This window comes from Pseudoduganella sp. (genome assembly GCF_041914865.1).
In the GTDB taxonomy this organism is placed as follows: Bacteria; Pseudomonadota; Gammaproteobacteria; order Burkholderiales; family Burkholderiaceae_D; genus Rugamonas.
This window is the reverse complement of the sequence record NZ_JAYSCO010000008.1, coordinates 120,421-134,269: the sequence shown is the minus strand read 5'-3', so window position 1 is coordinate 134,269 and position 13,849 is coordinate 120,421. Positions and strand designations below refer to the sequence as shown.

General features: G+C 66.2%; 10 protein-coding genes. 4 read left to right on the top strand and 6 right to left on the bottom strand.

Annotated features, from left to right (window positions below):
- The 3 genes from ACE3TQ_RS06240 to ACE3TQ_RS06230 all read right to left on the bottom strand — a co-directional run.
- On the bottom strand, positions 1–605 hold a 605-nt coding region (locus ACE3TQ_RS06240; protein ID WP_374581115.1), incomplete at its 3' end, for an Orn/Lys/Arg decarboxylase N-terminal domain-containing protein.
- Positions 606–699: 94 nt separating this feature from the next.
- Entirely contained in the window at positions 700–1,263 is a 564-nt protein-coding gene (locus ACE3TQ_RS06235; RefSeq protein WP_374581114.1) for a DUF4337 domain-containing protein, read from the bottom strand.
- A gap of 4 nt (positions 1,264–1,267) precedes the next feature.
- Positions 1,268–1,750, bottom strand: coding sequence for a dihydrofolate reductase (locus ACE3TQ_RS06230; RefSeq protein ID WP_374581113.1), 483 nt, complete (start codon positions 1,748–1,750; stop codon positions 1,268–1,270).
- A 209-nt stretch (positions 1,751–1,959) separates the two neighbouring features.
- Between ACE3TQ_RS06230 and carA the strand changes: the two genes are divergently transcribed.
- Genes carA through ACE3TQ_RS06210 form a run of 4 tightly spaced genes read left to right on the top strand, consistent with a single transcriptional unit; the run spans position 1,960 to position 10,226 of the window.
- Positions 1,960–3,117: a glutamine-hydrolyzing carbamoyl-phosphate synthase small subunit gene (carA, locus tag ACE3TQ_RS06225; protein ID WP_374581112.1), complete on the top strand. Its 1,158-nt coding sequence runs from the start codon at positions 1,960–1,962 to the stop codon at positions 3,115–3,117.
- Positions 3,110–6,934 (top strand): carbamoyl-phosphate synthase large subunit, encoded by a 3,825-nt coding sequence (gene carB / locus ACE3TQ_RS06220; RefSeq protein ID WP_374581111.1) that lies wholly within the window; start codon positions 3,110–3,112, stop codon positions 6,932–6,934. The genes carA and carB overlap by 8 nt, the downstream gene beginning before the upstream one ends.
- Before the next feature lie 3 nt (positions 6,935–6,937).
- The gene (locus ACE3TQ_RS06215) at positions 6,938–8,686 is read left to right on the top strand and encodes a methyl-accepting chemotaxis protein (protein WP_374581110.1); all 1,749 of its coding nucleotides are present in this window, start codon (positions 6,938–6,940) and stop codon (positions 8,684–8,686) included.
- A 13-nt stretch (positions 8,687–8,699) separates the two neighbouring features.
- Complete coding sequence (locus ACE3TQ_RS06210; RefSeq protein ID WP_374581109.1) at positions 8,700–10,226, top strand: M48 family metalloprotease; 1,527 nt, start codon at positions 8,700–8,702, stop codon at positions 10,224–10,226.
- Between the two features lie 8 nt (positions 10,227–10,234).
- Here ACE3TQ_RS06210 and ACE3TQ_RS06205 read toward each other — a convergent pair whose 3' ends face one another.
- Genes ACE3TQ_RS06205 through ACE3TQ_RS06195 form a run of 3 tightly spaced genes read right to left on the bottom strand, consistent with a single transcriptional unit; the run spans position 10,235 to position 13,842 of the window.
- Positions 10,235–11,206 (bottom strand): thymidylate synthase, encoded by a 972-nt coding sequence (locus tag ACE3TQ_RS06205; protein WP_374581107.1) that lies wholly within the window; start codon positions 11,204–11,206, stop codon positions 10,235–10,237.
- 12 nt (positions 11,207–11,218) lie between these two features.
- Positions 11,219–12,766 (bottom strand): DEAD/DEAH box helicase, encoded by a 1,548-nt coding sequence (locus tag ACE3TQ_RS06200; RefSeq protein WP_374581106.1) that lies wholly within the window; start codon positions 12,764–12,766, stop codon positions 11,219–11,221.
- Positions 12,763–13,842 carry a low specificity L-threonine aldolase gene (locus tag ACE3TQ_RS06195; protein ID WP_374581105.1) on the bottom strand — a complete coding sequence of 360 codons (1,080 nt, stop codon included), beginning with the start codon at positions 13,840–13,842 and terminating at the stop codon, positions 12,763–12,765. Before ACE3TQ_RS06195 ends, ACE3TQ_RS06200 begins: the two co-directional genes overlap by 4 nt.
- Between the last annotated feature and the right edge of the window lie 7 nt (positions 13,843–13,849).

Here is a 13,849-nt window from a genome sequence, read left to right as displayed (position 1 = left end):
CAGACGTCGGCGCGCAGCATGTTCTCGCCGAAGAACTGGTGGAACATCTGGCCGATCGGCGACTTCAGGAACGCCACGCCGCCAGAGTGGCCCGGGCAGTGCCAGGAGTAGGAACCGTCGTGCGCGTAGTGCACCAGGGCGCGGAAGAATGGCGGCGCCAGGCTGTCCAGGTAGGACTTCGCTTCGCGGATGATGTGGCGCGCCACGAATTCCGGGGTGTCCTCGAACATGTGGATGAAGCCGTGCAGCTCGCGCAGGATATCGTTCGGGATATGGCGCGAGGTGCGGGTTTCGCCGTACAGGTAGATCGGGATGTCGGAGTTCTTATGGCGGATTTCCGACACGAAGGCGCGCAGGGAAGCCAGCGCCGCATCGGTTTCCTCCAGCGAGCCGCCGCCGAATTCCTCGTCGTCGATCGACAGCACGAAGGCCGACGCGCGCGACTGCTGCTGGGCGAACTGCGCCAGGTCGCCGTAACTGGTTACGCCGAGGACCTCCATGCCTTCCTTTTCCATCGCCGCTGCCAGGGCGCGAATACCCAGGCCGGACGTGTTCTCGGAACGGAAATCCTCGTCAATGATGACGATCGGGAAGCGGAATTTCATCAGTGGTCTCCAGGCGCGACCAAGCGCCTCAAAAAAAATAAGACCGGGAGTATCGCAGAAATTCCCGGCGTGGGGTGAATTTTTTTACAGCTTTTTAAAGCATCGCCAACACGCCCAGGCCCAGGCCCACGGCGGCCACGCCGTAGGTGGCGTACATCAGCCATTTGCGGCCGGTGAGCAGGGTGATCGCCGCCAAAGCGATAGCAATTTGTTCAGCCGTGGTGGCCAGCGCCCACTGGTGGTGCTTGTGCAGGGCGTGGTCCGACTTGTGCTCCCAATCCGCCGATTTGGTTTCCCATTGCTCGGCGTCCTTCTTGATGGCGTCCTTCTCCTCGCGATAACGCAGCACCTCGGCCTTGAACTTCTCGGTCTCGGCATTGGGCAGCAACATGGCCAGTTCGGCCAGGTTTTGCTTGGAGGACTTGGCCTGGTAATAATTCCAGCGGTTGGCCGCCTCGGTCTTGGCGATGGCCGCATTGTTCTTGAACAGGGCCGCGTCGTTCTGGGTGGCGCCGCCCTGGTAGCCGAAAATGGCGCCAACCGTGGCCAGGATAGCCGTGGTCACCGCGATCTTGCCGGAAAACTTGTCGTTGCTGTGTGCTGCGTGTTCCACGGCGTGGTCGTGCGGGCCGTGGACGTGAAAACCGTGTCCGGACATTCTGTTATTTCCTGGTAAAGCTGATAAAAGCATACGGCAGCCCGGCTGCCGACGCGTGGTCTTCGCGCGATGTTTCTTGCCACTCGCCTTCCGGCAGGGCGGGGAAGAAGGCATCGCATTCATATGTGCGGCCGATGCGCGTAATGACAAGCTTGTCCACCAGGGGCAGGGCTTGCTGGTACACCTGGGCGCCGCCGATGACGAAGGCTTCATCCACGCCGGCCACCAGGGCGCGCGCCTCCTCCAGCGAGCCGACGCGCTCCACGCCTTCATGCTGCCAGCCGGCGTTGCGGCTGATGACGATGTTGCGGCGGTTCGGCAAAGGGCGGCCGATCGAGTCGAAGGTCTTGCGGCCCATGATGATCGGGTGGCCCGAGGTCAGGCGCTTGAAGTGCGCCAGGTCTTCCGGCAGGTGCCAGGGCAGGGTGTTGTTGATGCCGATGCCATTGCTGGCATCCGTGGCAACGATGATGGTCAAAATTGTCATGGCCGACATTATATATCGGAGCACTTTGCAACCCGGTCATGTTGCGGAATTGCGGCATCGCAAGTTATTTGTGCGTTGAAAGAGCCCTTGTGACCGTTGGAGAGTTTTATTGCGGGGTTGCTGACGTATCTTGAATCCAGCGCGCTAGGAATTGCCGACGGGTAATTCTGTTTGTAGGTTTCATAACGATACGGAGTAGGAGACCCCAGATGAAACACCCACTCAAGCATGCCTTGGGATCTTCCGGGCGCGCCATCCTGGCCTTGGCCGACGGCACCATATTCGAAGGCTTCGCCATCGGCGCCAACGGCGCCACGGCGGGCGAGGTCGTCTTCAACACCGCCATGAGCGGCTACCAGGAAATCCTCAGCGACCCAAGCTACAGCAGGCAGATCGTGACGCTGACGTACCCGCACATCGGCAACACAGGCGTCAACCGCGAAGACGGCGAAGCGCCGCGCATCCATGCCGCAGGCCTGGTGGTGAAGGACCTGCCGCTGCTGGCCTCCAGCTTCCGCAGCGAGCAGGACCTGTCGTCCTGGCTGGCGGAGCAGGGCGTGGTGGCGATCGCCGGCATCGATACCCGCAAGCTGACGCGCATCCTGCGCGAGAAGGGCGCGCAGGGCGGCGCCATCGTGGTCGGCGGCGCGGCGGAACTGGCGCTGGAGCTGGCGCGCGCCTTCCCGGGCCTGGCCGGCATGGACCTGGCGCAGGCCGTCAGCACGGCGGCACCTTATGAATGGACCGAAACCGAGTGGATGCTGGGCCACGGCCATGGCCGCCAGCTGCAGCCGCGCTGCCACGTGGTGGCCTACGACTTCGGCGTGAAGGCCAATATCCTGCGCATGCTGGCGCAGCGCGGCTGCCGCGTCACCGTGCTGCCGGCTCGCGCCGGCGCCGCCGCCGCACTGGCGCTGAAACCGGACGGCATCTTCCTGTCGAACGGCCCGGGCGACCCGCAGCCGTGCGACTACGCTATTGAAGCTGCGCGCGAGCTGATGGAGCGCGGCGTACCAACCTTCGGCATCTGCCTGGGCCACCAGATCATGGCGCTGGCGTCCGGCGCGCGTACCGTCAAGATGAAGTTCGGCCACCACGGCGCCAACCACCCGGTGCAGGATATCGCCAGCGGGCGGGTGATGATCACCTCGCAGAACCACGGCTTCGCGGTCGATCCCGACTCGCTGCCGGCCAACTGCGCCGTGACGCATATTTCCCTGTTCGACGGCTCGCTGCAGGGCTTCCGCCGCACCGACCGTCCCGCCTTCTGCTTCCAGGGCCATCCGGAAGCGTCACCGGGCCCGCACGACCTGGCCCCCTTGTTCGACCAGTTTGTCGCCATGATGGAGGGTGCACGCCATGCCTAAACGCAGCGATATCCAGCGCATCCTGATCATCGGCGCCGGTCCGATCGTGATCGGCCAGGCGTGCGAATTCGATTACTCGGGCGCCCAGGCCTGCAAGGCCTTGCGCGAAGAAGGTTTCCAGGTGGTGCTGGTGAACAGCAACCCGGCCACCATCATGACCGATCCCGGCATGGCCGATGTAACCTATATCGAGCCGGTGACCTGGGAAACGGTGGCGCGCATCATCGAACGCGAGCGGCCGCAGGCCGTGCTGCCCACCATGGGCGGCCAGACCGCCCTCAACTGCGCGCTCGACCTGCACCGGCACGGTGTGCTGGAACGCTTCAATGTGGAGCTGATCGGCGCCACGCCGGAAGCCATCGACCGCGCCGAAGACCGCGCCAAGTTCAAGGCGGCCATGGAGCGCATCGGCCTGCAGTCGGCCCGCTCCGGCATCGCCCACAGCATGGCCGAGGCCTGGCGCGCGCAGGAGAAGCTCGGCTTCCCGGTGATCATCCGCCCCTCGTTCACCATGGGCGGCAGCGGCGGCGGCATCGCCCGCAATGCCGACGAATTCAACGCCATCTGCCTGCGCGGCCTGGAACTGTCGCCCACCTCCGAACTGCTGATCGAGGAATCGCTGATCGGCTGGAAGGAATTCGAGATGGAGGTGGTGCGCGACCGCAAGGACAACTGCATCATCGTCTGCTCGATCGAGAACCTTGACCCGATGGGCGTGCATACCGGCGACTCCATCACCGTAGCGCCGGCGCAGACCCTGACCGACAAGGAATACCAGCTGATGCGCGACGCGGCGCTGGACGTGCTGCGCGAGATCGGCGTGGACACCGGCGGCTCGAATGTGCAGTTTGCCGTCAATCCGCAGGACGGGCGCATGATCGTGATCGAGATGAACCCGCGCGTCTCGCGCTCCTCGGCGCTGGCATCGAAAGCCACCGGTTTCCCGATTGCGCGCGTGGCGGCCAAGCTGGCGGTGGGCTTCACGCTGGACGAACTGCAGAACGACATTACCGGCGGCGCCACCCCGGCCTCGTTCGAGCCGGCAATAGACTATGTGGTGACCAAGATCCCGCGCTTCGCCTTTGAGAAGTTCCCCGGCGCGAACGACCGCCTGACTACGCAGATGAAGTCGGTGGGCGAGGTGATGGCCATGGGCCGCACCTTCCAGGAGTCGTTCCAGAAAGCCTTGCGCGGCCTGGATATTGGCGTCGACGGGCTGCAGCGCATGGCCACGGGGCGCGACGTGATCGAACACGAATTGAGCCTGCCCGGCCCGCAGCGTATCTGGTACGTGGGCGAGGCCTTCGCCCAGGGCATGTCGCTGGTGGAGGTGAACCGCCTGTCGCACATCGACCCCTGGTTCCTGGCCCAGATCCAGGACCTGGTGGAGATCGAAGAATGGGTCGCCACGCAGCACCTGGGCAGCTTTGGCGCGGACGTGATGCGCCGCCTCAAGCAGCAGGGCTTCAGCGACCGCCGCCTGGCCACGCTGATGGGCGCGGACGAGGCGGCAGTGCGGGCCCAGCGCCAGGCCCAGGGCGTGCGCCCGGGGTACAAGCGGGTCGATACCTGCGCCGGCGAGTTCGCCACCCGCACCGCCTATATGTACTCGACCTATGACGAGGAATGCGAAGCCCAGCCGACGGGCGCGCGCAAGATCATGGTGCTGGGCGGAGGCCCGAACCGCATCGGCCAGGGCATCGAATTCGACTACTGCTGCGTGCACGCGGCGCTGGCCATGCGCGAAGACGGCTACGAGACCATCATGGTCAACTGCAATCCGGAAACCGTATCCACCGACTTCGACACCTCCGACCGCCTGTATTTCGAATCGCTGACGCTGGAGGACGTGCTGGAGATTGTCGCCATCGAGAAGCCGGAAGGCGTGATCGTGCAGTACGGCGGCCAGACCCCGCTCAAACTGGCCCTGGCGCTGGAAGCGAACGGCGTGCCGGTGATCGGCACCTCGCCCGACATGATCGATGCTGCCGAAGACCGCGAGCGCTTCCAGCAGCTGCTGTATGCGCTGGACTTGCGCCAGCCACCCAACCGCACCGCCCGCACTGAGGATCAAGCCGTCGCCTTGGCGGAGGAGATCGGCTATCCGCTGGTGGTGCGTCCCTCTTACGTGCTGGGTGGCCGCGCCATGGAGATCGTCCACGAGCGGGCCGACCTGGAACGCTATATGCGCGAGGCGGTCAAAGTGTCGCCCGCCTCGCCGGTGCTGCTGGACCGCTTCCTGGACGACGCCATCGAGGTCGACGTCGACTGCGTCAGCGACGGCGCCCAGGTGCTGGTGGGCGGCGTGATGGAGCATGTGGAGCAGGCCGGTATCCACTCCGGTGACTCGGCCTGCAGCCTGCCGCCGTATTCGCTGTCCGACAGCACCGTGGCGGAAATCAAACGCCAGACCGGGCGCCTGGCGCATGGCCTGGGCGTGGTGGGCCTGATGAACGTGCAGTTCGCCGTGCAGCGCCAGAAAGTGGACGGCCGCATGCTGGACCGCATCTATGTGCTGGAAGTGAACCCGCGCGCCTCGCGCACCGTCCCCTTCGTATCGAAAGCGACCGGCATCCAGCTGGCCAAGGTGGCGGCGCGCTGCATGGCCGGCCGCACGCTGGCCGAGCAGGGCATCACCAGCGAGGTGGTGCCGCCGTACTACAGCGTGAAGGAAGCGGTGCTGCCGTTCGCGAAGTTCCCCGGCGTCGACACCATCCTCGGCCCGGAAATGAAGTCGACCGGCGAAGTGATGGGCACCGGCCCGACCTTCGGCGAAGCCTTCCTCAAGGCCGAACTGGGCGCCGGCGTGCGCATACCGCACAGCGGCCACGTCTACCTGCGCGTGCGCAAAGCCGACCAGGCGCGCACCGTGGCGCTGGCGCGCGAACTGGCCGATGCCGGCTACACCCTGTGCGCCAGCGAGGTAACTGCCGCCGTGCTGGAGGCGGGCGAGGTGCCGGTCAACACCATCGAGGACGAAACCCTGCTTGGCCTGCTGGCCCTGCGCGAGATCGCCATGGCCGTGGTCACGGTGGACGAGAGGCGCAGCGCCATCGCCGCCACGCGCAGCCTGCGCAGCACCGCCCTGGCGTCCGGCACGGTCATGTTCACCACCATCGCGGCGGCCGAAGCGGCGCTGGAAGCGCGCAAGCATAGCGGCACCGTGGCGGTGCGTTCGCTGCAGGAGCTGCATGCCTTGGCCGCCGGGCGCGGCGCGGGCGAGGCGCGCCCGGCCCCGGCGCCGCGCCTGGTGCCCGGCCCGTCCGACCTGGCTGCCGCCGCCTACCAGCTGCCGGAGCGGCGTGCCCAGGCGCGCCAGCGCAGCGTCGGCGTGGCCCCGCTCAAGCTATTCATCCGCCAGCCTTTCACCGAATCGGACGAGCGCGAACAGCGCATGGTGGCCGAGATCATGCAGATGATCGACAGCGCCAACGGCCTGCCGCACCCGTTCGACTACCTGACCGGCTTGCAGGCCGAGAGTGCGGACACCTTCCGCACCTCGTTCGAGCGCAAGCAGGGGCTGCCTTTCACGCCGCAGAATTTCCGCCGCCACCGCCTGGCTTTGCTCGACCAGGCCGACGTATTGGTCAACATCCGCGTCGGAATGAGCGAAAGCAGTGCATTTGAATTGAGCTATCACATATTCAAGGGCCGCAGGACGCCTATCCTGTTCCTTGTCTGGAAGGGCGCGCCGATCAAGACCACCCTGCTGCGCGAGCTGGACGACCTGGTGGACGTGACATACATCGAGTTTGACGAAGTGGCGGAACTGAGGGGCAGCCTGCATCAGTTCTTCAAATGTCTGGTAAAGGAGTGAGCGATGTTTAAGAACTTCAAAATCAAAACCCTGCTGGTGGGCGTACTTGGCCTGCTGATTGGCCTGCTGGCGATCATCGGCGGCCTGGGTATCATGAGCGCCGAGCGCTCGGTCGGCCTGGTGAAGGACGTGACCGTGGCCAACCAGAAGAACATTGCCGAGCGCAGTGCCATCCGCCTCGACATGGAAACGGGCCGCAGCCAGATCCTGCAGGCTTTGCAGCACAATCCGGACCTCGCCTGGAGCAAGCTGCACGACCACCCTCTGACCAACCACTTCAACATCGTGGACGAAGTAACGGCGCGCGTCGAGAAGCGCTGGGAAAGCTACCTGGCCGCCATCAAGACGCCGGAAGAGCGCAAGCTGGCCGAAGACTGGTTCGCCAGGAGCGACGGCCTGGGCGTGGCGCACATCCGCGCCGCCACGGTCGCCGTGCGGGAGAACCGCTGGGATGATGCGGAGACGGTACTGATCAAAAAGATCAACCCGTCCTACCGCATTGGCGACGGCGCGCTGAAAGCGCTGGCCGAATACAGCGACAAGCGCATCGCCGAAGACGACGCCAGCGTCGCCGCCAACCTGCAAAGCACCAGCCTGACGGTGACCCTGGTGCTGGCGGGCGGCCTGCTGCTCAGCATCTGCGCCGGCTTCGTGCTGATGAAGGCCATTGCGGACCCGCTGGCGGAAGCCATGGCGGTGGCGCACCGGGTGGCCGACGGCGACCTGAAAGGCCAGTCCACCGTGCACCCGACCAACGAGTTCGGCGAACTGCTGGACGCATTGGACAAGATGCGCGACAACCTGGCCGCCATCGTGGCCGAAGTGCGCAGCGGCAGCGATACCATTTCCAGCGCTTCCGGCCAGATTGCCGCCGGCAATATGGACTTGTCCGACCGCACCGGCCAGCAGGCCGCCTCGCTGGAAGAAACCGCGTCCTCCATGGAGCAGCTGACCGGCACCGTGCGCCAGAATGCGGACAATGCGCGCCAGGCCAACCAGCTGGCCGTTTCCGCCTCCGAAGTGGCAACCCGCGGCGGGCAGGTGGTGGAGCAGGTGGTGGAAACCATGGGTTCGATCAACGAATCCTCGCACAAGATCGTCGACATCATTACCGTCATCGACGGTATCGCCTTCCAGACCAATATCCTGGCCCTGAACGCCGCCGTGGAAGCGGCGCGCGCCGGCGAGCAGGGGCGCGGCTTTGCCGTGGTGGCCACCGAGGTGCGCAACCTGGCGCAGCGTTCCGCCGCCGCCGCCAAGGAAATCAAAGAGCTGATCGACGATTCCGTCGGCAAGGTGGAAGTCGGGGCCAAGCTGGTGAACCAGGCCGGCACCACCATGAAGGACATTGTGACCAGCATCCAGCGCGTGACCGATATCATGGGCGAGATCACCACCGCCACCCAGGAGCAGACGGCTGGCCTGGAACAGATCCACCAGGCCATTTCGGAGATGGACAGCATCACCCAGCAGAACGTGGCCCTGGTGGAGGAGGCGGCTTCGGCATCGGGCGCGTTGCAGGGCCAGGCCAGCAGCCTGTCGCGCGTGGTAAGTGTTTTCCAGGTTGACAATAATCGCCGCCACGAGCATCCTGCTGCCCAACAGGCCCGCGCCGTCATCCAGGCGGTGCGCAGCAAGCCGGTGGCCCTGCCAAAACCCGCCCTGCGCAGCACCGAGCCGAAGACAGCGCCCGCACAGCGGGCCAAACGCGCCGTCGCCAGCAGCCAGGCAGGCGACTGGGAAGAGTTTTAAATGGGGATAGTGATTGGACCACAAAGCCTTTGAGCATCTGGTACGCCGCCTGGAGCTGGACTCCCATGCCAGCCCGGCGGCTTTTCGCCGTAAAGTTTTCGCGATCAGCATCGCGGCCTATGTCTTGCTGTTCGGCGCGCTGGCCGGCCTGGTCGCCTTGTTCGCCGTCGCCGTGCAGTGGGCGGTGGAATCGCATCGCACCTTCACCACCATCAAGGTCGGCCTGTTTGGACTGTTCCTGCTGCCGTTGATCTTTGTCGTGCTGCGCGTCATGCTGATGCGCCTGGACCCGCCGACCGGCCGCCCGCTGGAGCGCGCCGAAGCGCCCAAACTGTTCGAAATCCTCGACAAGCTGCACAGCAAGCTGAAAGGCCCGCGCATCGACCAGGTACTGGTCACGGACGATTACAACGCCGCCATCTGCCAGCACGCCCGCTTCGGCATCCTGGGAGGCTACCGCAATTACCTGATTGTCGGCCTGCCATACCTGCTGGGTGCCACGCCGAAAGAGATGCTGGCCACCCTGGCCCACGAATACGGCCACCTGTGCGGCAACCACGGCAAGGCAGCCGCCTGGGTCTATCGCCAGCGCCGCCTGTTCGTCAACCTGTACGAGCATGTGGAGGATACCGCCGACGGCAACGTGATCAGCGCGGCCATTGCCGGCGCGCTGTCGCGCTTCTTCCCGTATTACAGCGCCTACACCTTTGTGCTGGCGCGCCAGGAAGAATACGAGGCCGACAGCACCGCCACTGAAATGGCAGGCCGCACCGCCAACGCGCACGGACTGGTACGCGGCCACCTGCTGGGCAACTGGGTAGCACGCACCTTCTGGCCCAAGATGTATGAGCATGCCGACCGCGCCGAGAAGCCGCCTTTCATGCCGTTTGCCTCCATGCGCATGGCGTTCAAGGCGAATTACGATGAGTGGGCGTGCAAACCGGCGCTCGATGCCGCCTGGGCCGAGCCCTCCGGCGTGGACGATACCCACCCGTGCCTGCGCGAGCGGCTGGACGCCATCGGCGCCGCGCCGTCGCTGCCGGAGCCGGTGGACGTCAGCGCGGCAGACGTCATGCTGGCCTCCGGCGTAGGCAAGAAGCTGGAAGCGGAGCTGGACAAGCAATGGTGGCAGGCGAATGCGCGGGGCTGGACCGAACGCTATCGCCACGTGACGCGTTCGCAGGCGCGTATCGGCGAGCTGTCCGCCCAGCCGCTGGCCAAACTGTCCGTGGTCGAGCTGCAGGAGCTGGCGACGCTGGGCATGGAGTTCCAGGGCCCGGCGGCTGCCAAACCGGTGGTGATGGAGCAGTTGAAACGCCCCGGCGGTCCGTACCCGAAGGCCGCCCTGTTGTATGGCCGCGTGCTGCTGGCCGAAGGCAACCGCAATGGCGTCGACCACCTGCGCCAGGCCGCGCTGGACGACCCCAACCTGCTGAATGAAGCCGCGCAGCGCGGCTACCAGTACCTGCTGGAGAAGGAAGGGGAAGACTCCGCCAACCTGTGGTGGAGCAGTGTCGTCCCCGAAGAGGAAGCGGCTTAAAGCGCCGCTTACACCGCCATCGGCGCCGTCAGCGGCGCGTGGTGCTGGTAGCCTTCCAGCGTGAAGTCGGACGGCTCGATCTTCTCCAGCCACTCCGGTTCATACTTGCCGGTTTCCGCGAAGGACGGCACGCGGCTGTTGATATGCAGCTGCGGCAGCGGCAGCGGCTCGCGCTTCAGCTGTTCCTGCACCATCTCCATGTGGTTCTCGTAGATGTGGGCGTCGCCGATAAAGTAGCTGAACCAGCGCGGCTTGTAGCCGGTCAGGCGCGCCACCAGGTGCAGCAGGGCGGCGCCTTCCGCGATATTGAACGGCGTGCCGAGGCCGATGTCGTTGCTGCGCACGTACAGGCAGAGCGAGATTTCGCGGGTGGAGGCGTTCGGGATGAACTGGTACAGCAGGTGGCAGGCCGGCAGCGCCACCTGGTCCAGCACGGCCGGATTCCAGCCGTGGAACAGGATGCGGCGGCTGGTTGGGTTGTTGACGATGGTGTCCAGGCACTCGCGCAACTGGTCGATGGCCTTATACATCAGCACTTTCCGCACGCCTTCCTCCACCAGCGGCGCCACCTGCACGAAGCCGTTGCGCTCGGCGTCGGCGATCTGCGCGGCGGCGTCGGCGTCCAGCAGCTTGTAGCCGGGCCACTGGCGCCACTGCACCCCATACACCGGGCCAAGGTCGTCGGTGCCGGTGCGGTACGGATTGGCCAGCCACTGCTGGTTCTCATTGGCGTTCTGGTCCCACACCTTGCAGCCCAGCGCGCGGAAATCGGCGGCGCTGCGCGAGGCGCGCAGGAAGGCGCACAGTTCGCCCACCACGGATTTGAAGGCGAGCTTCTTGGTCGTCACGGCAGGGAAGCCGTCGTTCATATCGAAGCGCATCATCGCGCCCGGCACGCTCAGGGTGCGGATGCCGGTGCGGTTGTCCTGCCAGCTGCCTTGTTCCAGCACGGTGCTGATCAATTCCTTGTACTGCTTCATTCGTCTCTCCGATTATCGTTTGTTGCCACGGCCACCAGGCTTGGCATGGGCCGCCGCGCGGCCTGCCGCGCGCGCCGCCGATTTGGCGCCGCGCGTCGCGGTCACCACAACCTTGCCGCCCGCGCCGCCGCCAGCTCCGCCGCGCCCGCCAGGGCCGCCGCCAAAGCCGCCGCGCCCCGCGCCACCGCTGCCCGCGCCGGGGCTGCCTGCACGCGCGCCGTAGAGCGGCCCGCGCGAACGTTGTTTCTCTTTCGGCGGCAAGTCCTCTTTCAGCCCGCCGAAGCCGCCGGCAGGGCGCGGCGTATCGTCGCGGACCGGGGCGGCGGCAGGCTTGGCTGCCTTGCCTCCTTTTGCCGCGCCACGTTCGGCCTTGGCAGCCGGACGGGCAGCGGGAGCGGCCGCAGTCCCGGTCGAAGGCACGCGGTGGTTGGCTTCGAAGCCCGCCTCCTCCTGGCGCGGCAGGACCGTGCCGATCAGCTTCTCGATCGCGCGCAGCAGCTCAACTTCATCCGCGCAGACGATGGAAATGGCTTCGCCCTCGGCGCCGGCCCGGCCGGTGCGGCCAATCCGGTGCACATAGTCTTCCGCCACCGTCGGCAGGTCGAAATTGACCACCAGCGGCAGCGCCTCGATATCCAGGCCCCGGGCGGCGACATCGGTCGCCACCAGCACCTGCACCTCGTTGGCCTTGAAGCGCTTCAGGGCTTTCAGGCGCGCTGGCTGCGGCTTGTCGCCGTGGATGGAGTCGGCGGAAAAGCCTTCATCCTGCAGCAGGCCTACCAGCTGCTCGACGCCTTTGCGCGTCTTGACGAAGACCAGCACCTGGCCCCAGCCTTCCTTGCGCATCAGGTGCACGAACAGCTCAGGCTTGGCGCGCTTGTCCGTGGTGAAAACGGTCTGGCGCACCGTGCGCGCCGTGGTGTTGGGCGCGCTGGCCTGCACCGTCACCGGCTTGCGCAGCAATTGGCCGGACATCTTGCGGATCGCCTCCGGCATGGTGGCCGAGAACAGCAAAGTCTGGCGTTCGGCGGGCAGCAGCGAGAACAGCAGGTCCAGGTCGGCCGCGAAGCCCAGGTCCAGCATGCGGTCCGCTTCGTCCAGCACCAGCGCCTGCAGCTGTCCCAGTTCCAGCGCGCCTTTGCGCTGCAGGTCCAGCAGGCGGCCCGGTGTTGCCACCAGCACGTCCAGCCCCTTGCGCAGCTTGGCCAGCTGCGGTTCCATCGGCACGCCGCCATAGGCCACCGCGCAGCGCAGCGGCAGGTTGAAGCCGTAGGTCTGGAAGCTTTGGAACACCTGTTCCGCCAGTTCGCGCGTCGGCACCAGCACCAGGCAGCGCGCGTGGTTCGGCGCGGCCTGGTCGCCTTCCAGCGCAAGGCGCTGCAGCAGGGGCAGGGCGAAGGCGGCGGTCTTGCCGGTGCCGGTCTGCGCGGCAGCCAGCAGGTCGCGCCCCGCCAGCACCGCCGGAATGGCTTGTTGTTGAACTGGCGTCGGCGTCTTATAGCCGATCGAATCGAGGGTGCGCAGGAGCCCGTCGATCAGGTCCAGCGAGGCGAAACTCATAATGCGTCGCTCCAAAGAGTCAGGGCGTGGCGGACTTGTTCATCCGGCAGCGCGAGAAGATTATCGCCGACATACCATTCGGTGAAACTGGTGCCCGGCAATTGGGCATGGGCCGCGCGGTTCAGCAGCCACACGCCGTGGCGGGCGGCGACCGTGTTGCGGATGTCAAGCAGGCGATCGCGCTCCACCGGTACGTGGATGTGCAGCATATTGGCCTGCGGCTGCGCCGGATTGGCGCGCAGGCGCGGAAAGTCGCGCAGCGCCTCGTACAGCCATTGGGTGCGGCGGAAATAGTCCGGCATGGCCGCCAGGCGCTGGTCGAACTGCATGGCCGCCGCCACCACGTAGGGCGTGCGGTGGATGACATTGCCGCCCTGGCGCCGGAACCATTCCTGCGCGCGGGCGATCAAGGCCTGGCTGCCCAGCAGCATGGCGCCACCCAGGCCGCCGATGCCCTTGTACAGCGAGACATAAACGCTGTCGAAGCCGGCCGCCACCTCGGCCGGAGCGCGGCCATAGCCGGCCGCCGCCTCCCACAGGCGCGCGCCATCCATGTGCAGGTGGATGCCTTGTTCGCGGCAATGGGCTTTGATGCCGGCCAGCTCGTCCCACGACGGCGACTGGCCGCCCAGCTCGCGCGCCGGCAGCTCAAGCGAGATGGCGCCCAGGCGGTCGGGCACGGCCTGCAATTCGCCCAGGGTGAAAGGCCGGTGCGGGTCGCCCAGCTGCAGCGCCTGGAAGTGGTCCAGCAGCTGGTGGTTGCCGCGTTCGTGCCGGAAGATATGCGCGGTCGGGTGCAGTGCGACCAGGCGGCTGGCGCGCTCCATGCAGGCCAGGCGCAGGGCCGTGACCTGGGCCATGGTGCCGGTGATGACAAAGGTGGCGGCTTCAAAACCCAGCAGGCTGGCCACCTTGCGCTCGAACGACTGGATCAGCTCACCTTCGCCGTACACGTCATGGGCGACGCCGTTGGCCTCGCACCAGGCGGCCATGGCGGCGAACGCCTGCGCCGGCGCGGGCTGGCGGTGGCCCGGCAGGATGGTGTGGCAGCGCTGGCGCAGTTCGGCGTCGGTCACGGCGGCC

Excerpts from the sequence above, each read along its gene's own strand:
- ACE3TQ_RS06235 (WP_374581114.1), bottom strand. The coding sequence starts at position 1,263 with ATGTCCGGACACGGTTTTCACGTCCACGGCCCGCACGACCACGCCGTG.
- ACE3TQ_RS06215 (WP_374581110.1), top strand. The coding sequence starts at position 6,938 with ATGTTTAAGAACTTCAAAATCAAAACCCTGCTGGTGGGCGTACTTGGC.
- carB (WP_374581111.1), top strand. The coding sequence starts at position 3,110 with ATGCCTAAACGCAGCGATATCCAGCGCATCCTGATCATCGGCGCCGGT.
- ACE3TQ_RS06200 (WP_374581106.1), bottom strand. The coding sequence starts at position 12,766 with ATGAGTTTCGCCTCGCTGGACCTGATCGACGGGCTCCTGCGCACCCTC.
- carA (WP_374581112.1), top strand. The coding sequence starts at position 1,960 with ATGAAACACCCACTCAAGCATGCCTTGGGATCTTCCGGGCGCGCCATC.
- ACE3TQ_RS06230 (WP_374581113.1), bottom strand. The coding sequence starts at position 1,750 with ATGACAATTTTGACCATCATCGTTGCCACGGATGCCAGCAATGGCATC.
- ACE3TQ_RS06205 (WP_374581107.1), bottom strand. The coding sequence starts at position 11,206 with ATGAAGCAGTACAAGGAATTGATCAGCACCGTGCTGGAACAAGGCAGC.